Source organism: Xanthomonas sp. CPBF 426, from assembly GCF_903989465.1.
GTDB lineage: Bacteria > Pseudomonadota > Gammaproteobacteria > Xanthomonadales > Xanthomonadaceae > Xanthomonas > Xanthomonas euroxanthea.
On sequence record NZ_LR861805.1, the window covers coordinates 3808365 to 3826414 of the forward strand.

Annotated in this window: 14 protein-coding genes and 2 other RNA genes; 9 read left to right on the forward strand and 7 right to left on the reverse strand. The window is 67.5% G+C overall.

Features of this window, described 5'->3' with window-relative positions:
* The first annotated feature begins 16 nt into the window (after positions 1–16).
* Entirely contained in the window at positions 17–1936 is a 1920-nt protein-coding gene (locus H7A87_RS16075; RefSeq protein WP_119127362.1) for an alpha-amylase family protein, read from the forward strand.
* A gap of 341 nt (positions 1937–2277) precedes the next feature.
* Positions 2278–2352: non-coding RNA, sX9 sRNA (locus tag H7A87_RS16080), on the forward strand.
* A 68-nt stretch (positions 2353–2420) separates the two neighbouring features.
* On the opposite strand, the gene H7A87_RS16085 is transcribed toward H7A87_RS16080, so the two are convergent.
* The 3 genes from H7A87_RS16085 to rsgA form a co-directional block, all read right to left on the reverse strand.
* Positions 2421–3101, reverse strand: coding sequence for a type 1 glutamine amidotransferase domain-containing protein (locus H7A87_RS16085; protein WP_119127361.1), 681 nt, complete (start codon positions 3099–3101; stop codon positions 2421–2423).
* 239 nt (positions 3102–3340) lie between these two features.
* The gene (locus H7A87_RS16090) at positions 3341–4603 is read right to left on the reverse strand and encodes a flavohemoglobin expression-modulating QEGLA motif protein (protein WP_119127360.1); all 1263 of its coding nucleotides are present in this window, start codon (positions 4601–4603) and stop codon (positions 3341–3343) included.
* Between the two features lie 2 nt (positions 4604–4605).
* Positions 4606–5697 (reverse strand): ribosome small subunit-dependent GTPase A, encoded by a 1092-nt coding sequence (gene rsgA, locus H7A87_RS16095; protein WP_119127358.1) that lies wholly within the window; start codon positions 5695–5697, stop codon positions 4606–4608.
* Positions 5698–5849: 152 nt separating this feature from the next.
* Here rsgA and H7A87_RS16100 point away from each other — a divergent pair, with 152 nt between their 5' ends.
* Genes H7A87_RS16100 through H7A87_RS16110 form a run of 3 tightly spaced genes read left to right on the forward strand, consistent with a single transcriptional unit; the run spans position 5850 to position 8473 of the window.
* The gene (locus tag H7A87_RS16100) at positions 5850–7121 is read left to right on the forward strand and encodes a pyridoxal phosphate-dependent aminotransferase (protein WP_119127357.1); all 1272 of its coding nucleotides are present in this window, start codon (positions 5850–5852) and stop codon (positions 7119–7121) included.
* A complete protein-coding gene (locus tag H7A87_RS16105; protein ID WP_119127356.1) occupies positions 7121–7744 on the forward strand; it encodes an SGNH/GDSL hydrolase family protein in 624 nt (207 codons plus the stop codon). The genes H7A87_RS16100 and H7A87_RS16105 overlap by 1 nt, the downstream gene beginning before the upstream one ends.
* Positions 7745–7801: 57 nt before the next feature.
* Positions 7802–8473, forward strand: coding sequence for a methyltransferase (locus H7A87_RS16110; protein ID WP_104648793.1), 672 nt, complete (start codon positions 7802–7804; stop codon positions 8471–8473).
* Positions 8474–8507: 34 nt separating this feature from the next.
* Here the strand turns inward: H7A87_RS16110 and H7A87_RS16115 are convergent.
* The 3 genes from H7A87_RS16115 to H7A87_RS16125 form a co-directional block, all read right to left on the reverse strand.
* Positions 8508–8583, reverse strand: a non-coding RNA gene (locus H7A87_RS16115) — sX9 sRNA.
* Between the two features lie 486 nt (positions 8584–9069).
* The gene (locus H7A87_RS16120) at positions 9070–11259 is read right to left on the reverse strand and encodes a TonB-dependent siderophore receptor (RefSeq protein WP_119127354.1); all 2190 of its coding nucleotides are present in this window, start codon (positions 11257–11259) and stop codon (positions 9070–9072) included.
* A 287-nt stretch (positions 11260–11546) separates the two neighbouring features.
* On the reverse strand, positions 11547–12338 hold the full coding sequence (locus H7A87_RS16125) for a polysaccharide deacetylase family protein (protein ID WP_180496765.1): 792 nt from the start codon (positions 12336–12338) through the stop codon (positions 11547–11549).
* A gap of 45 nt (positions 12339–12383) precedes the next feature.
* Here H7A87_RS16125 and grxD point away from each other — a divergent pair, with 45 nt between their 5' ends.
* Positions 12384–13310, forward strand: coding sequence for a Grx4 family monothiol glutaredoxin (grxD, locus tag H7A87_RS16130; protein ID WP_115677945.1), 927 nt, complete (start codon positions 12384–12386; stop codon positions 13308–13310).
* 165 nt (positions 13311–13475) lie between these two features.
* The gene (locus tag H7A87_RS16135; protein WP_119127352.1) at positions 13476–14345 is read left to right on the forward strand and encodes a hypothetical protein; all 870 of its coding nucleotides are present in this window, start codon (positions 13476–13478) and stop codon (positions 14343–14345) included.
* 288 nt (positions 14346–14633) lie between these two features.
* Here H7A87_RS16135 and H7A87_RS16140 read toward each other — a convergent pair whose 3' ends face one another.
* On the reverse strand, positions 14634–15194 hold the full coding sequence (locus tag H7A87_RS16140) for a DUF924 family protein (protein ID WP_024938947.1): 561 nt from the start codon (positions 15192–15194) through the stop codon (positions 14634–14636).
* Positions 15195–15334: 140 nt separating this feature from the next.
* Between H7A87_RS16140 and H7A87_RS16145 the strand changes: the two genes are divergently transcribed.
* Entirely contained in the window at positions 15335–16735 is a 1401-nt protein-coding gene (locus H7A87_RS16145) for an amidohydrolase (protein ID WP_104583988.1), read from the forward strand.
* Entirely contained in the window at positions 16732–18012 is a 1281-nt protein-coding gene (locus H7A87_RS16150; protein ID WP_119127350.1) for an amidohydrolase family protein, read from the forward strand. The genes H7A87_RS16145 and H7A87_RS16150 overlap by 4 nt, the downstream gene beginning before the upstream one ends.
* The last annotated feature ends 38 nt before the right edge of the window (positions 18013–18050 follow it).

The window sequence follows — 18050 nt, forward strand, 5'->3', positions numbered from 1 at the left end:
GTCCCGGCGCTTGCCAATGAGCACCTCCCCCACCGATTTCTCCGCATTGCGCGCGGCCTTTGCCGCGCCCCTGGATGCGCAGCGTGCGAGCGTGCTGTTGCCGCGCTTCGACCGGCATGCACCGCGTCTGCTGGATGCCCTGCACGCCTTGTACGGCACACGCCCCGACACTGCATCCTGGTTGACGCAGTGGCTGATAGCGTTGGGCAGCCACGCACAGCAGCGCCCGCAGGCGCTGCAACAGCTGGACGTCACGCGCCAGCCCGGCTGGTTCGGCGAGCAGCACATGCTGGGCTACAGCGCCTACGTGGACCGCTTCGCCGGCACGCTGCAGGGCGTGGCCGAACGCGTGCCGTATCTGCAGGAACTGGGTGTGCGCTATCTGCACCTGCTGCCGTTCCTGCGTGCACGCGCCGGCGATAACGATGGTGGCTTTGCGGTCAGCGATTATGGCCAGGTGGAGCCAAGCCTGGGCAGCAACGACGATCTCGTCGCGCTGACCACACGCCTGCGCGAGGCCGGCATCAGCCTGTGCGCAGATTTCGTGCTCAACCATACCGCCGACGATCACGCCTGGGCGCAGGCGGCGCGGGCCGGCGATGCGCGCTATCTCAACTACTACCATCACTTCGCCGATCGCACGCAGCCCGACCAGTACGAAGCCACGCTGGGGCAGGTCTTCCCGCATACCGCACCCGGCAACTTCACCTGGGTGGACGCCACCGGCCAGTGGATGTGGACCACGTTCTATCCCTATCAGTGGGATCTGAACTGGAGTAACCCGGCGGTGTTCGGCGAGATGGCGCTGGCGATGCTGCAGCTGGCCAATCTGGGTGTGGAAGCCTTCCGCCTGGATTCCACCGCGTATCTGTGGAAGCGCACCGGCACCGACTGCATGAACCAACCCGAGGCGCATACCCTGCTGGTGGCGCTGCGCGCGGTCACCGACATCGTTGCGCCGTCGGTGGTGATGAAGGCCGAAGCCATCGTGCCGATGACGCAATTGCCGCCCTACTTCGGCAGCGGTGCGGACCAGGGCCACGAATGCCACCTGGCCTATCACAGCACGCTGATGGCGGCCGGCTGGTCGGCGCTGGCGCTGCAACGCGGCGACATCCTGCACAACGTCATCGTGCATAGCCCGCCCTTGCCGGCCAACTGCGCCTGGCTGAGCTATGTGCGCTGCCACGACGACATCGGCTGGAACGTGCTGCAACACGAAGCCGCCGGCAACGCCGCGCAGCCGCCATTCGCGCTGCGCGATGTCGCGCGCTTCTATGCCAACGAGGTGCCGGGCAGCTACGCGCGTGGCGAGAGCTTCCAGAGCAGTGGCGACGGCGTGCACGGCACCAACGGCATGGCCGCGGCGCTGGCCGGGATCCAGGCCGCACAGGCATCGGGCGATGCGGCGGCGTTGCGCATGGCGGTGGATCGGCTGGTGTTGCTCTATGCCATCGCGCTGGCGATGCCGGGCGTGCCGTTGATCTACATGGGCGACGAACTCGCCTTGCCCAACGACGGCAGCTACCGCGACGATCCGCAGCGTCGGCACGAAGGCCGCTGGTTGCATCGCCCGGCGATGGATTGGCCGCTTGCAACGCAGCGCGAAGATGCAGCCAGCCTGAGCGGCACGGTGTATCGCCGGCTACGTGGATTGATCCGGCAACGTGCCGCGCTGCCCGCACTGGCCGCCGATCAGGCGCTGGGTAGCCTTGCGCTGGGCGATCCGCGCCTGTTTGCATTGACGCGTGGCGATCGCTTTTTGGCCGTGCACAACTTCGGCGACCAACCGTTGACGGTGGAGCTTGCCGCGCTCGGAGATGGCCGATGGAAGGTGGTGGCAGATGGCGGCGAGACGGCTGGTGAGTCGCTGAGCGATAACATGCGGCTGGTACTGCCGGCGTATGCGGTGCGCTGGCTGGAGCGTGTTGTTTGAACGGGATGGTGCAAGTTCCTAGCGTTCCTAGAGCGCTTGCAGGGCGGACGATCTGCGGCTTGGACGGACGATCTGTCGCTTGGCAGCAGGGCCCTTGTCCGCCCACCATCGCGGGACACGCCGCAAGTACGTCCGTGTAGGCTCTTACGCGGCATCCATGCCGCGTGAGAGCCCGCGACGGTAGGCGGGCAAGAGCCAATCTGGATGGTCGGTGCGCTTGATTACAAACACCGGATTGCGTCGGGCTATCGGATGCCGCTGCGTTTTGAAGGCGCACGATAAAATCGCTAAGAACTCCTGCGCTCAGCGTTGGAAGGATGCGGCCGCAGCTCGGCACCGGTGTATCCCACGCGTACACGCCGGTTGCTCCGCACCTTCCGCGCCCACCGACGAATGATCGCTACGCTTTGTTCGCCGCTCCAGATCAAACGCCGCACTGTCTTTCCGGTGGCCGTCCTTGCGACACCATGGGACAACCGAAGAATCAGCGCTTCGACAACTCGAGCAACGCCTCGGCAGCCTTCTCCGACGAAGCCGGGTTCTGGCCGGTGACCAGCATGCCGTCGGTGACCACGTGCACGCCCCAGTCGGCGCCCTTCTCGTAGCGGCCGCCGAGCTCGGTCAGCACGTCTTCGACCAGGAACGGCACGATCTTGGTCAGGCCCACGCCCTCTTCTTCGCCATTGGTGAAGCCGGTGACGCGGCGGCCGTTGACCAGCGGCTTGCCATCGCTGCCCTTGACCCGGCGCAGCGCGCCCGGTGCATGGCACACCAGGCCATGCGGCTTGTTGGCCACGGCGAACGCTTCGATCAGCGCGATCGAATCCCCGTCTTCGGCCAGATCCCACAACGGACCATGGCCGCCCGGGTAGAACACCGCATCGAAGTCCTCGGCCTTGACGTCCGCCAGGCGATGCGTGCTTGCCAGGGCCTTTTGCGCGTCGGCGTCCTGCTTGAAGCGCTTGGTCGCTTCGGTCTGCGCGTCGGGCTCGTCGCTCTTGGGATCCAGCGGCGGTTGGCCGCCCTTGGGCGAGACCAGGGTGATGTCGGCGCCGGCATCCTTGAACACGTAGTACGGCGCGGCGAACTCTTCCAGCCAGAAGCCGGTCTTCTTGCCGGTATCGCCGAGCTGGTCGTGGGACGTGAGCACCATCAGGATCTTCATCGCATTGCCTCGTATCAGGGCCCGTCTCGGGCGAGACAACCAGTGTCCGGATCAGCCCGTTGCAACATCGTGTAGAACGCGTCTCCGCCACGCATGCGGTTCAGCACCGCTTGGGGCGGCGATGCAATCAAGACGGGCGGCTGCGCCGCCCAGCATCCACGAGTGAGGTGCGACTAGCGGCAGCGCGCTGCACGCCTGCACCCTGCCCGGCGCCTGTTCGCAAGCTGGCGTAACGACGCTCAGACATTCATCGCCGGCGGCTGCAGCTGATCCATGCGGATGCGGTTGGCGAACAACGAAAACGCCAGCATGCCGGCCAGCCCGCTGACCCGGCTCACCCACGGCGGCAACCAGCGCGGTGCGACCAGCACGCCGCTGTCGAACAAGGGCGCAAGGCGCGCCACATCGCCCAGCGCCATCTTGCCGGCGAACAGGTAGCGGCATAGCTGCAGCTGGTCGCGCTGCAAGGCATGCCGGAAGAACGTGTGCACCGCGACCAGCCCGCGCAGGTACACCGTGTCCTTGGTGAAGGCGCCGCCGCCGGAGGTCGGCACGCCGCGGAATACCCGCTGCGCCGAGGAAAAGCTCTCCGCCGCGCTCTGCCCGCCGGCAGTGAAGTAACGGAACACCTCGATGAAATCCGCGCCCGAGCGCGCCATCGCAATCGCCTCGATGCGCAGGCTGATGCGCTTCATGCGTTCGATGTCGATGCTGCCGGTGATCTGCTCGGCAAAGGTCGCCAGGCCTTCCTGCGTGGCGGTGGTGCGCGGCGAGGAAATACCCAGGCTGGGCAGGTGCAGCTGCGCGCGCCCGTTGAGCGCGGTGAGCGAATGCACCAGGGCCTCGTGATGGAACAACTGCGCGCGGTCGTAATCGCTGAAGGTGGCGCCCGTGCGCAGGCGGATGCGGTGTGCACCTGCGGCCGCCTTGGCCAGCAGATCAGGATCCAGCGTGACGGTGATGACGCGCCCTTCGAAGAACGCGTCCAGATCGTTCTGCAGTTGCATGCGCAAGGCGGTGGCCGACACCGGCACCTGCTCTTCGGGCGCCAGCAGCTCGCGGTCCAGCTCCTGCGCGATCTGGATGAAATGCCGCGCCGCCTCGCGCGTGCTCGGGCCGTTGCCCGGCATTGGGTCGTCGGGCACCCCGAACAGCTGCGCCGAGTAATCGCTGACTGCGGAAGTGCCCAGCGACTCCAGCAGGCAGGCGGCCAGATCCCAGCTATGGGTCGAATCGATCAGGTAGGCGCCGATCGGATGGTGCGGGTCGGCCGCCCTGGCGATCGCGGACAGTTCGCGCCGGGTGTCGCCAAAGTCCAGCGCCGGGTACTCCACCTGCGGCAGCTCCGGTTGCCCGCGCGCCACGCTCTGCAGGAACGGCTCCTGCAGCGAGCGCGGCCAGCTCGCCAGGGCGAGCAGGCGCACGCCACGCACGGCCTTGACCAGGCGCGCATCCAGCGCCGCGTGGTGGACGATGTCCGGCGGGCCCTTGCGCGATGGCATGCTCAGCGTCGCCCGGTGCGATCGACGCTGGCGGGCCGCCGGCCCGATCCCTTGCCCCGGTTGTTCTGCGCCAGGCGCGTGGCGAGCTTTTCGGCCGCCGCGGCCACTTCCACGCGCAGCTTCATGTAGTTGGCCACCCGTTCCGGATCCAGCGTATCGGCCTCGATCGCCGCACGCACCGCACAACCGGGCTCGGCGATATGCGCGCAATCGTTGAAACGGCATTGCGCCGCCAGCGCCTCCACATCGGAGAAGCCACCCTCGGCCAGATCCTCTTCGCCGGTGGGCTTGAGCTCGCGCATGCCGGGCGTGTCGATCAGGCAGGCACCGGACGGCAGCGGAATCAGCGCACGATGGGTGGTGGTATGCCGGCCGCGCGAATCGTTCTCGCGCACCGCATTGGTCTTCATCTTCTGTGTGCCGAGCAAGGTGTTGGTCAGAGTCGACTTGCCGGCGCCCGACGAGCCCACCAGCACCGCGGTGCGGCCATCGCCCAGCCACGGCCGCAGTGCCGCCACGCTCTCGGGATCCTTGGCATTGACCGCGCGCAACGGGATGTTCTGCGCCTCCAGCTCTTCCAGCACCGCCAATGCATCCTCGGCGTACTCGGTCTGGTCGGCCTTGGTCAGCACCACCACCGGCTCGGCACCGCCGCCGCCGACCAGCAGCAGATAGCGTTCGATGCGGCGCGGATTGAAGTCCGCATCCAGCCCGCACACGATGAACACTGTATCGATATTGGCCGCGATCACCTGCTGGTGGTAATGCTCGCCGGCCGCGCCACGCTTGATCGAGGTGCGCCGCGGCAGCAAGGCCACGATGCGCTTGCCCTCCATCAGCACCCAATCGCCCACCGACGCCCGCTCATGGCTGGGAAACCGCGGCCGCTGCCACTCCGGCAACGACTCGGCCTTGAGGCTGGCCTCCGGCGTATCGGCCACCACATAGCCGGTGCGGTGCTGTTCCACCACCCGCGCCGGCAGCGCCTGCGGATGCGTGGCGAACAGTGCCTGCCAGGCCGGGTCTTCGGCAGGGCCAGGCCAGGGCCAGCCGATGGATTGGAGGGTGGGGTAATCGGGGGGTGCGTTGCTCATGGGGCGATTCTAGCTGGCTGGCCGCAGCGGCTTGTGCAATCGGCCCTGCGCCGGCCCTGAAGCGCCCCTTGACATCGTTGCCGATGCAAGCATGTCCGCCTGTCCTATTTCCGCTACCATGCCAAGCCTCACGCCTACAACCGGCCCGTCGCATGTCCACTGCCCCGCAAAAGCCGCTCGCCATCCGCGAGCGTCTGTCCGAAGTCCGCTACGAAATCCGGGGCGAGCTGGCGCGACGAGCGCGGGAGCTGGAGGCGCAGGGCCGCAAGCTGATCAAGCTCAATATCGGTAACCCGGGTGCCTTCGGGTTCCGTGCGCCGGAGCATCTGCAGCGCGCGATCGCCGACGACATGGGCCGCACCGATCCGTACACCCATCAGCAAGGCCTGCCGGAGGCGCGCGAGGCGATCGCCACTGCGTATGCGCGGCGCCAGCATCCGGATGCGCATCCGGACCGCATCTTCGTCGGCAATGGCGTCAGCGAGCTGATCGACCTGTCGCTGCGTGCGCTGCTCAATCCCGGCGACGAAGTGCTGGTGCCCTCGCCCGACTATCCGCTGTGGTCGGCCGCCACCATCCTCAACGATGGCCGCCCGGTGTACTACCGTTGCGCGCCGGAAAACGGCTTCCAGCCGGACCCGGTGGAGATCGAGACGCTGGTGTCCTCGCGCACCCGCGCCATCGTGCTGATCAATCCGAACAATCCCAGCGGCGCCAGTTATTCGCGTGAGTTGCTGGAGCGCATCGTGGCCATCGCCAGCAAGCACAACCTGCTGCTGATGGTCGATGAGATCTACGACCAGGTGCTCTACGACAACGCCGCCTTCGTGCCGGTGGCGCCATTGGCCGGTGCGCACCCGTGCATCACCTTCGGCGGCCTGAGCAAGGTGCACCGCGCCTGCGGCTGGCGCGTGGGCTGGGCGCTGCTGTCGGGCGAGCAGTCGCGCATCAACGACCTGCGCAACGCGATGGACCTGCTCGGCGCGCTGCGGCTGTGCGCCAACGTGCCGGGCCAGTACGCCATCGATGCGGCAGTCAACGGGCCGGACACCATCTCGGCGCTGTGCGCGCCAGGCGGCCGCCTGTACGAAACCCGCCGTGCGGTGATCGAGGCCTGCGCGGCCAGCGAGCACCTGTCGCTGGTGGCGCCGGCCGGTGCGCTGTATGCGTTCCCGGCAGTGGTCGGGCCGGCCGCGCGCAACTTCGACGACCACGAGTTCGCGCTCGACCTGATGAACGAGGAAGGCGTGCTGGTGGTGCCGGGTTCCAGCTTCAACGTGCCCTACCGCCACCACTTCCGCGTCACATTGATGCCGGAGGCGGCGGTGATGCGCGATGTGTTCGCACGCATCGACCGTGCCCTGGCACGTCGCGCCGAGGCGGTGACCAAGGTGGTGCCGCTCAAGTCGCGCAGCGTGGCGTGATGGCGGTGGCCGGCACGCCGCTGCGCTATCTGGCGCTCGGCGATTCCTACACCATCGGCGAAGGGGTTGCCCCCGGTCAGCGTTGGCCGGCGCAACTGGTGGACGGTTTGCGTGCCTACGGCTGGAATGTGGCGCCGCCGCAGATCATCGCCACCACCGGCTGGACCACCGACGAGTTGCAGGCCGGTCTGGATGCCGCTGCGCCGCAGGGGCCGTTCGATCTGGTGAGCCTGCTGATCGGCGTCAACAACCAGTACCGCGGGCGCTCGCTGGACGAGTACCGCAGCCAGTTCGATGCGTTGTTGCTGCGTGCAATCGAGTTGGCCGGCGGTATTGCGCCGCGCGTGTTCGTGCTGTCGATTCCGGACTGGGGGCTGACCCCGTTTGCGCATGCACACGGCGGCGATGCGGCGCTGATCGGTGCCCAGATCGATGCCTTCAACAGCGTGGCCGCCGAACGCTGCGCCGCACGCTCGGTACGCTTTGTCGACATCACCGCCACCAGCCGCGATGACGGCGCTGCTGCCGACATGCTGGTCGACGATGGCCTGCATCCCTCCGGCGCCATGTATGCGCGCTGGACCGTATTGGCACTGCCTGCAGCGCGCGATGCCCTAAGCTAGCCGCGCAACACGCCTCACTGCCAAGGAACGACATTGCACAGCACCGCCACCCAACCCATGAGCCGCACGCAGGCGCTGGCGATCGCGCGCGCATTTCTGCCGCCACATCCGCTGGGCAATCGCTACGACTACTACTACACCCAGGCCAAGCTGCGCACCGATCCGCTGTATCCGGGCGTGCTGGCCGAGTTGCGCAGCACCACCGCGCCGGTGCTGGATCTGGGCTGCGGGCTGGGCCTGCTCGCGCACGCATTGCGCGCCGACGGCCAGGCACTGGCGTATCACGGAGTGGATGTGGACGCGTCCAAGATCCGCCGCGCGCAGCACATCGCGCAGCGCTCGGCACTGGGCACTACGCAGTTCGCCGTGGTCGACCTGAGCGTGGCCTGGCCGCAACACCGCGGCAGCGTGACCATTCTGGATGTGCTGCAGTATCTGCAGGCCGACATGCAAGCCAGCCTGCTGCGCAGCGTGGCGCAGATGCTGACGCCGGGCGCGAAGCTGGTGATCCGCAGCGCATTGGGCGATGCCAGCAGCCGTGGCCGCACCAGCCGCGTGACCGACGTGCTGGCGCATCTGAGCGGCTGGATGCAGCGCATGCCGCGCAGCTATCCCACCCGCGACAGCCTGCAGGCGCAGCTGGATGCCGCCGGTCTGCGTGCCACCTTTGCGCCGTTGTACGGCAACACCCCGTTCAACAACTGGCTGATCGTGGCCGAGCCGCGCTGAGGCCGTGCACAACGTGCCTGGCTCGATTCAGAGCGGCTGATGAAACGTAACGCACGTTCGCCGGACGGATGTGGACGGCACGCAGAAACCGGGGTGTACGCGTAGCACATGCCGCAACGGGCACCGGCCGCGCAGCCGTTTTGACAGCCGCTGTTGACGTCATGCGGATGATCCTGGGCCACGTTGTTCGAGGGCGGTGCACCACCGCCCCAGAGAATCCGCTGGTTGCCTTGTTGAAAGCCATGCACACCGACCATCTCGACGGGTCCTTGCCCGCCCACCGTCGCGGGACCTTACGCGGCATGGATGCCGCGTAAGAGCCTACAAGGACGTACTTGCGGCGTGTCCCGCGAGGGTGGGCGGGCAAGGACCCTGCAGCGAAGTCGCAGAGCAGCCGCTCCACACCTGATCTGTCCGCGCCGACCAATCACTTCGGGACAACCAGGTCATCGAGTCGCCGCGCCGTTTAGACGCAGGCAAATGCCTGGTTCGCCGAGTGCGCGGTGCCCTCATCGCTCACGGGACACGCCGTGAACCCGTCCGTGGAGGCTCGGTAGCGGCATGGATACCGTCAAAGCCTGTCGTCTGGAGCAAGGTCAGAACTTCCAGGAGAGCGTCAGCTCCACATCGCGCGGGTCGCCGTAGATCAACTGGCTCTGGTAGACGATGTTGGCGTAGTAGGTGCGGTCGAACAGGTTGCGCACGTTGAGCTGCGCCGACCATGCCTGATTGATGTCGTAGCGCGCCATTGCGTTGGCCAGCACCACGCTGCCCTGGGTCAGCCGCTGCGTGCCGCCCTGTGGCGCGGACATCAAGTCGTGGATGGCCGACTGCCAGCTCAGGCCACCGCCCACGCGCCACGGGCCGGTCTGCCAGCTGGTGAACAGGGTGGCCTCGCGACGCGGGCTGGTCGGATTGACATCGACGCCGCTGGCATCATTGGCATCGAACTGGGCAAAGCCGAATGCAATCCGCCATTGCTCGGACAGCTGCCCATCGAGCTGGAACTCCACGCCCTGGCTGACCGTGCCCTTCGCCGCGAGGAAGGCCTGAGTGGTGGTGCCCGGCACCAGTTGCCCGGGATCGTTCACCGCCAGGTTGTCCTGCTCGATCCGGAACAACGCCAGTGCCGCATTGAGCTGGCCGCCGAGGTATTCGCCCTTGGCACCAACCTCGTAGCTGTTGCCTTCCAGCGGGGCGAGATAGCGCCCGCCGCGATCGCGGTTGTTTTGCGGCTTGAAGATGCCGGTATAGCTGGCATAGAGCGAATGGTGGTCGTCCACATCCAGGATCAGGCCGGCGTACGGAGTGGTGCGGCCACGGCGCTCGTAGGTGTTGGCCGGCACCAGTTGGTCGATGTTCTTCCAGTCGGTGACGCGCGCGCCGACGATGGCGGTGAGCGCGTCGGTCAGGCTGAAACGGCCGGCGGCGTAGGCGGCCACCTGGCGCACATCGCGTTCTTCGCCCTTCACCAGCGGCGTCCATTGCGGCTGCGCCATGCTGCCGGTCCAGGCGTAGACGCTTTCGGCCGTCAGTGACTGTGACGGCTCGGGCCCGTTGGACCAGCTGCGCACGTTGCGGTTCATCCAGGTGGCACCGGCGATCAGCTCGTGGTTGCGGCCCCACCAGGTCAGCGGCACGCTGAGGTAGGCATCCAGGCTGTTCTGCGCAGTGAGTGTGGGATAGCGCCCGCCAAAGTTGGTGGCAAGGCCCAGGCCGGTAGCGCGGTCCGGGTAATCGAAGTAGCCGAACAGCACCGACTTCCAATCGGCTTCGAAACGCTGATGCGAGTACTCCACGTGCAGCTGCGCACCGTTGTCGAAGCGATGGCTCAGGCCGGCGAAGGCATTGGTGGTGTCGGCCACGCCGCGCGCCCAGCGCGGCGTGAACGAATCCGAGCGTGCAAAGTCGGTGCGGCTGCCGTCGCTGAAGTACGCCGGCACGCCGCCCCAGGTGGTCCCGCGACCGTCGTTGCGCTGCTTGTTGACGCCGGCATAGCCGCGGGTGGCGTCGCTGAAATCGGCATCGACGATGCCGTAGAACAGCGACGATTGCTTGCTGTAGTAATCGCGGAACGACTGCTTGTCTTCATAGCTGGCCACCACCCGTCCACGCACGTTGCCGGCGGCGTTCAAGGGCGATTGCAGGTCGAGCGTGCCGCGATAGCGGTCCCAGCGCCCTGCCGACAGATCGACGCGACCGGTCAACACATCGCTGTCGGCATGCTTGCGCACCAGGTCGATCGATGCCGCCGGGTTGCCCGCACCGGAGGTCAGGCCGTTGGCGCCGCGGACGATTTCCACCCGGTCGTAGATCGCCATGTTCTGCTGCACATCGCCGGTGTAGTCGGTGGGAATGCCGTCGATGCGGTAGTAGTCCACTTCGAAGCCGCGCGCGTTGATGTAGGTGCGCTCGGTGTCCCAGGTTGGCGAGTTGAAGCCGGCGACGGTGTCGGTGACGTCCTGCAGCGATTGCAGGTTGCGGTCGAGGATCTGCTGGCGGGTCACCACCACCACCGACTGCGGCGTCTCGCGCAGCGACAGCTCCAGCCGGGTCGAACTACGCGCGACATCGGCAGTGTAGGAATCGGTGCCTTCGGTCGCGGCACCGCGATGGGCCTGGATCTGCAGGCGGTCCAGATCGACCGGGTCGCGCGTGCTCGATTGCGCCGCAGCCGCCAATGGCCATGCGCAGGCCAGCGCCAGCAGGGAGGACGCCAGCGGGAGCTGCGGCGAACGGAGATCCGCACGCATGGGCGCGCGCGCAGAGACGATGCGATGGGACATGGGGTCAGCCTCAAGAGCGGATATGGCCGTCGATGACGGCTTGAGGCTGGCGCCGGCAGCGCCCTCGAAAGGCGCGCACCGTTTGCTGGCTGGGGGGCGCATGGTCGATCCACGTTAAATCGCTGTCAATACGTGCGTGGATCAGCGCCGGGCTTCGACGCCGCTGGCTCCGGGCGGCTCCGCCACTACAGACGATGCGCCATACCGGAGCAGGTCCGGCAGACACGGACGATGGATCATCCCTGCGTGGGCCCGCGTCATCTCATCGCGACGCGGTCCGCAGGACCTCAGTCCGGACGCCGCCCGGCCAGGCCGCGCGCGCGCATCGCCTCCAGTACGCCGCGCAGGATGGTGAGGTTGTGTCCGTGCGCGGCGCCCTCGTGCAGCAGCACGATGGCGCCGGGGCGCAGGTCGCGCACGATGCGGGCCACGGTGGTCTCCGGCTCGCAACGCACCCCGTCGAAGCCGCGCGCGCTCCAGGCCACGCGGGTCAGCCCATGCGCCCGCAGCGGCGAGGCGACGAAGGGATTGGTCATGCCCACCACCGAGCGGTACAGCCGTGGCGCCTGCCCGGTGATGGTGGCCAGCACGCGCTGCGCCTGGCCGATTTCCTGCGCCATGCGATGCGGTCCCAGCGCCCAGAACCAGGCCTGCGGATGGGTATGGCTGTGGTTGCCGATGCCGTGCCCGCGACGCACGATCTCGCGCACCAGTTCAGGCCGCTGCTCGGCGCGGGCGCCGACCACGAAGAAGGTGGCCTTGGCATCGAAGGCGTCCAGCAGCTCCAGCATCGCCGGGGTGTCGTCGGAGGGGCCGTCGTCGATGGTCAGCCATACCTGCGGGGCGCGGCCCGGCAGGCGCGCCAGCACCGGCGCGTACAGACGCGCGCGCGGCAGGAACACCGGCACCACGAACGCCGCATGCGACAGCAGCAACGCCGGCACGCCCCAGACCCAGCCCAGATGCCACCACAGCAGCGCCACCGCTGCCTGCGAGAGGGCCAGCAGGCCGACCCAGCGGTAAGGGTGCGAGGGGATGCGATACAGCGTTTGAAGCGTGGTCATGCCGCATGATGCCATGCGGCGTAGAATGCCCGGACTCCACGATCTGACCGAAGTGCTGCCATGTCCCTCGATCCCGCCCTGCGTTCCCGCATCGATACGCTGCTGCAATCCAGCCGCGTGGTGCTCTTCATGAAAGGCCAGCCCGGCATGCCGCAGTGCGGTTTTTCGGCCAAGGCGGTCGGCGTGCTGGACGGCCTGGGCATCGACTATGCCCACGTCAACGTGCTGGCCGACCAGGAGATCCGCGAAGGCATCAAGGCCTATGGCGACTGGCCGACCATTCCGCAGCTGTATGTGGACGGCGAGTTGATCGGCGGCAGCGACATCATCCTGCAGATGGCCGACAGCGGCGAGTTGAGCAGCATGCTCGGCCTGCAGGCGCCAGACCGGACTCCGCCCAGGATCACCATCACCCCGGCCGCGGTCGAGATGCTCAAGGGCGCGCTGGCCGATGCGCCGGATGCCTCGCTGACGCTGGCCATCGATGCCAACTTCCAGCCCAACTTCCAGCTGGCGCCGACCAACCCGAACGCCATCGCTGCCGAGTCCAACGGCCTGCGCGTGCAGTTCGACCTGGCCAGCGCGCGCCGCGCCGACGGCATCACCATCGACTGGGTGGACGACATCCGTGGTCGTGGCCTGGCCATCGACAATCCCAATGCGCCAAAGCCGGTGCAGGAGCTGTCGGTGCGCGATGCCGACGACCGCCTGAAGGCCGGTACGCTGACCCTGGTGGACGTGCGCCCGGCCGACGAACGCGCCCTGGCCACGGTTGCCGCGCCGTTCCGCACGCTGGATGCGCACGAGCGCGCCGCCATCGAGCAGTTGCCCAAGGACACCCCGCTGGCGTTTCTGTGCCACCGCGGCGGGCGCAGCCTGCAGGCGGCCGAGCACTTCCGCGGCCTGGGCTTCAGCAACGTCTACAACGTCACCGGCGGCATCGACGCATGGTCGGACGAAGTGGACAACGGTGTGGCCAAGTACTGAGCAAGCCAGACGGCACAGCCGGTGGCGGGAATCCGCATCCGGCGATGGCCTGCCGCAATCGCCGGCCAGGTTTTTAGCCGCGTTTGCTACAGTGCACACCCCGAACGGGCGCTCCACCGAGCGTCCGTTTTTTCATGGATCGATATGCACAAGGACGTCGCTGCAATGCACACCCGCCTGCTCTCTCTTGCACTGGCCGCGCTGGTGCCGCTGGCCGCACGGGCCGCCGAACCCGCACGCGCGGTCGTGCTGGTACAGACCTACGACAGCCAGCCGGGCGAAGACCCGCTGGAATACATTCCGGTGTGGCTGGGCAGCGGCGTAGCGAAGGAGTCCAGCATGCCCAGGTCGCTGCTGAGCCAGCCGCTGCAGGTCTTCGATGCGGGCGTTTCCACCGGCACCGTGCGGCTTGCGTCGCTGAGCATCGACGACAACAGCATGTGCGGCGGCACGGCAAAACTGCGCTTGAAGGGCACCAGCACGCTGTCCGATTCGCCGCTGTTATCGACGGTGGATCTCAATCCCGGCAAGCGCTTTGCCAGCCGCAACGCCACCGCTGCCGAACAGGCCGAGCTGTTGCGTCAGGCCGGCGCGACCACGCAGCTGCGCAACAGCGTCAAGCCGGCGGCGCTGGCCCAGGCATTGACGGCATTCCCTGCCGATCACGCGCAGGATCTGGCGGCGCTGCAGATCGTGACCGACACCCGGCAGCCGCAGCGACGCGTGGCCGTGCTGACCTCCCATCACCCGACCAGGACCGGCAACCCGGACAACCCGACCGGTGTTCTGGCCGTGCTTGCAATCTTCGAGCATGACGGCAGCCGCTGGCAGTTCCGCAAGGGCAGCGCGGCCAGCGGCTGCGATGATTGCGAAGACCTGCCACTGCGCACGCATCTACTGCAGTTCGGCGATATTGACGGCAACGGCACGCTCGACTTCGTGCTGTTGGAAAGCGGCTACGAGAGCTACGGTTTCTACCTGCTGCTCGGCGAAGGCACGCACTGGCGTTCGGAAGGCTTGATGGGCGGCTGTTGAGCGATTGCCGCGCGATGGCCGATGCCCGCAGCGTATCGGCGTCGCGTTGCATCACGCACAGGATCCGCAAGCGCGGCTCGTCGCCGCTCAAGTCATTTGCACCGCCGGTGCGAGGCTATTGGTGTGATTGCACCGCTGCACAATGTCGATCAACGCGCGACAGCGCGCGTATGTGCGCCATCAGCCGATCGCATCGATCGCTCACTCGCTCCGCATGCCCATACGCAAGTGCGCAGTGCGGGAAAGCCGCAGTGGCGTCCCATCGCGGCAGGCCACAACCGCCGTTCCTCAGCCGGCAAATCCGCCGTCATCGAGAAACTGCTGCTCTTCGGCGGTGGTCTCGCGACCCAGTACTGCATTGCGATGCGGGAAGCGTCCGAAGCGCTGGATGATCTGCTGATGCTCCACTGCCCAGCGCGTGGTTTCTGCATCGTCCAGCGCGGTGATCAGCTGCACCGAACGCGCCTGCTCCTGCAGATCTTCGGCATGCTCGAACGGCAGATAGAAAAACAGCCGCAACTGCGCAGACACCTGTTGATCGAAGCCGCTGGCGATTGCCTGCCTGGCGCAGGACAGCGCCAGGCCATCGGTGGCGTAGGCATGCGCGCTGCCGCGGAACGCGTTGCGCGGAAACTGGTCGAGCAGGATCAGCAAGGCCAGCGCATCTTCGGCACGTTCCATCCAGTGCGCATACTCGCCACGCGCCGCTGCAAAGTGCTGCTCGCTGAAATGCTGGCGGAAGTTGGCATCAAACGCATCGTTGTGCGTGAACCAGCGGGCCGAGCCGGCCAGTTCCCAGAAAGCCAGCACCACATCGGCCTGTTTGTTGCGCTCTGACTTGACGATCATCGACGTATTCCCTGACGAATACGGCATAGCATGCACTGGCGCATGTGATGAGCCCGCCGCCGTCGGCGGTGCAGCACTTGGCAAGCACGCCGCCGGCCGCTAGGTTTGCGGCTGACGTTTTCGTTACACCGGGGAAATCCATGCGTTCCATCCTGTTCGCCGCCCTTGGCGCGGCGCTGCTGTGCGGGCCTGCGTCTGCGGCATCGCGTTTCGTGCAAGACCCCTATCCCAGCACCTACCACGCGCTCGCGTCCGGTCCGGTGCTGATCCAGCACGCCACGGTGCTCACCGGCACCGGCCAGCGGCTGGACGACGCCGACGTACTGCTGCGCGACGGCAAGGTGGCTGCGGTCGGGCGCGGGCTGGAGGCGCCGGCCGATGTGCGCCGCATCGACGGCACCGGCAAGTGGGTCACCCCCGGCATCATCGACGTGCACTCGCATCTGGGCGTGTATCCCAGCCCCGGCGTCAGCGCGCATAGCGATGGCAACGAGATGACCGCACCGGTCACCCCGAACGTGTGGGCCGAGCATTCGATCTGGCCGCAGGATCCCGGCTTCGGCACCGCCCTGGCCGGCGGCGTCACCTCGCTGCAGGTCCTGCCGGGCTCGGCCAACCTGATCGGCGGGCGCGGCGTCACCCTCAAGAACGTGGCCTCCACGACCTACCAGGGCATGAAGTTTCCCGGTGCGCCCTGGGGCCTGAAGATGGCCTGCGGCGAGAACCCCAAGCGCGTGTACGGCGAGAAGGGCGGCCCCGCCACCCGCATGGGCAACGTGGCCGGCTACCGCGCCGCCTTCATCGATGCGGCCGAGTACCTGCAGAAGAACGCACCGAAGAAGAAGGCCGAAAAGAAGCGCCACTGGTGGAGCCGCGGCGGCGACAACGACAGCAGCGGCGATGCCGGCGGCAAGCGCGATCTCAAGCTCGATACGCTGGCCGGCGCGATCAACGGCGACATCCGCGTGCATATCCACTGCTACCGCGCCGACGAGATGGCGACCATGCTGGACCTGTCCAAGGAATTCGGCTTCCACATCGCCGCCTTCCACCACGGCGTGGAAGCCTACAAGCTGGCCGACCGGCTGGCGCAGGACAACGTCTGCGGCGCGCTGTGGGCCGACTGGTGGGGCTTCAAGATGGAAGCCTTCGACGGCATCCAGGAAAACATCGCGCTGGTCGACCGCCCGGCCAACAGCTGCGCCATCGTGCATTCGGATTCGGAAGAAGGCATCCAGCGCCTGAACCAGGAAGCGGCCAAGGTGCTCGCCAACGCGCGCCGCAGCGGCATGGAGATCCCGCCCGAACGTGCGATCCGCTGGCTCACCAGCAACGCCGCCAAGGCGCTGGGCATCGAGCAGCAGACCGGCGCACTGGAGCCGGGCAAGATGGGCGATGTGGTGGTGTGGAACGGCAATCCCTTTAGCTCCTACGCACTGGCCGAACAGGTCTACATCGACGGCGCGCAGGTCTACGACCGCCGCAACCGCGCACTGCAGCCGGTCTCGGACTTCATGCTCGGCCAGGAGGTGGCACGATGAGCCGCGCAACCTTCGTTCGCCCGCGTCTGCGCGCGATCTCCGCAATGGTCCTGGCAGTGCTGGCACTGCCCGCATTCGGCCAGCAGGTGCTGATCCGTGGCGCCACCGTGCATACCGCCACCGCACAAGGCACGCTGCGCGATACCGATGTGCTGGTGCAGGGCGGGGTGATCCGCGCGATCGGCCGCAACCTGGCCGTGCCCACCGATGGCCGCGTGGTCGAGGCCAGGGGCCGCCCGCTGACGCCGGCCTTGTTCGGCGGCATCACCGAGATCGGCGTCGAGGAAGTCTCCGGCGAAGACAGCACCGTGGACAGCGGCGTCAAACTCAGCGACCAGCCGATGCGCCCGGAATTCGACGTCACCCTGGCCTACAACCCCGACTCGGTACTGGTGCCGGTGGCGCGCGTGGAAGGCATCGGCTTCACTGCATTGGGCGCGACCACCAGCGGTGCCTTCATCGCCGGGCAAGGCGGCGTGGTGCGGCTGGACGGCAGCCCGGACCCGGCTGGCCCGCATGCCTTGTTCATCCGCATCGGTGCGGCGGCATCCGATCTGACCGGCAGCTCGCGTGCCGCGCAATGGATGCTGCTCGACCAACTGGTGGCCGAAGCGCGCGGACGCGTGCCGGCCGATTCGCCGCACGCGCTGCTGACCCCGGTCGGCCGCAGCGTGCTGGCCAAATACCTGGCCGGGCAGGGCCGCATCGTGGTGCAGGTGGAGCGCGCCGCCGACATCCGCCAGCTGCTGCGTTGGGCGCAGCGCGAAAAGGTACGCATCGCCATTGCCGGCGGCACCGAGGCCTGGAAGCTCGCACCGCAGCTGGCGCAGGCCAACGTCCCGGTGCTGGTGGACGCGCTGGCGGACCTGCCGTCCACCTTCGACCAGATCGGCGCGACGCTGGAAAACGCCGCACGTCTGCGCGCGGCCGGCGTGGAGGTCAGCTTTGCCCAGAGCGGCGATGCCTCGCACAACGCACGCAAACAGCGCCAGCTGGCCGGTAATGCGGTGGCCAACGGCTTGCCGTGGGAAGCGGGCCTGGCCGGCCTGACCCGGGTGCCGGCAGAGATCTTCGGCGTGGCCGATCGCATCGGCAGCATCGCGGTCGGCAAGCAGGCCGACCTGGTGCTGTGGGAAGGCGACCCGCTGGATGTCGCCCACTATGCCGAGCAGGTCTGGCTGGGCGGTCGCGACATGCCGATGCGTTCACGCCAGACCGAGCTGCGCGACCGTTACATGCAACCGGCCGGCGCGTTGCCGCGCGCCTATCTGAAGTGAGCCCCGGCGGCGCGCGTTTGCGCGCGCCGCCGGGGCGA

Bases quoted from the DNA above. Each gene is read 5' to 3' on its own strand.
- H7A87_RS16075 (WP_119127362.1), top strand. From the start codon at position 17: ATGAGCACCTCCCCCACCGATTTCTCCGCATTGCGCGCGGCCTTTGCC.
- H7A87_RS16085 (WP_119127361.1), bottom strand. From the start codon at position 3,101: ATGAAGATCCTGATGGTGCTCACGTCCCACGACCAGCTCGGCGATACC.
- H7A87_RS16090 (WP_119127360.1), bottom strand. From the start codon at position 4,603: ATGCCATCGCGCAAGGGCCCGCCGGACATCGTCCACCACGCGGCGCTG.
- rsgA (WP_119127358.1), bottom strand. From the start codon at position 5,697: ATGAGCAACGCACCCCCCGATTACCCCACCCTCCAATCCATCGGCTGG.
- H7A87_RS16100 (WP_119127357.1), top strand. From the start codon at position 5,850: ATGTCCACTGCCCCGCAAAAGCCGCTCGCCATCCGCGAGCGTCTGTCC.
- H7A87_RS16105 (WP_119127356.1), top strand. From the start codon at position 7,121: ATGGCGGTGGCCGGCACGCCGCTGCGCTATCTGGCGCTCGGCGATTCC.
- H7A87_RS16110 (WP_104648793.1), top strand. From the start codon at position 7,802: ATGAGCCGCACGCAGGCGCTGGCGATCGCGCGCGCATTTCTGCCGCCA.
- H7A87_RS16120 (WP_119127354.1), bottom strand. From the start codon at position 11,259: ATGTCCCATCGCATCGTCTCTGCGCGCGCGCCCATGCGTGCGGATCTC.
- H7A87_RS16125 (WP_180496765.1), bottom strand. From the start codon at position 12,338: ATGGCATCATGCGGCATGACCACGCTTCAAACGCTGTATCGCATCCCC.
- grxD (WP_115677945.1), top strand. From the start codon at position 12,384: ATGTCCCTCGATCCCGCCCTGCGTTCCCGCATCGATACGCTGCTGCAA.
- H7A87_RS16135 (WP_119127352.1), top strand. From the start codon at position 13,476: ATGCACACCCGCCTGCTCTCTCTTGCACTGGCCGCGCTGGTGCCGCTG.
- H7A87_RS16140 (WP_024938947.1), bottom strand. From the start codon at position 15,194: ATGATCGTCAAGTCAGAGCGCAACAAACAGGCCGATGTGGTGCTGGCT.
- H7A87_RS16145 (WP_104583988.1), top strand. From the start codon at position 15,335: ATGCGTTCCATCCTGTTCGCCGCCCTTGGCGCGGCGCTGCTGTGCGGG.
- H7A87_RS16150 (WP_119127350.1), top strand. From the start codon at position 16,732: ATGAGCCGCGCAACCTTCGTTCGCCCGCGTCTGCGCGCGATCTCCGCA.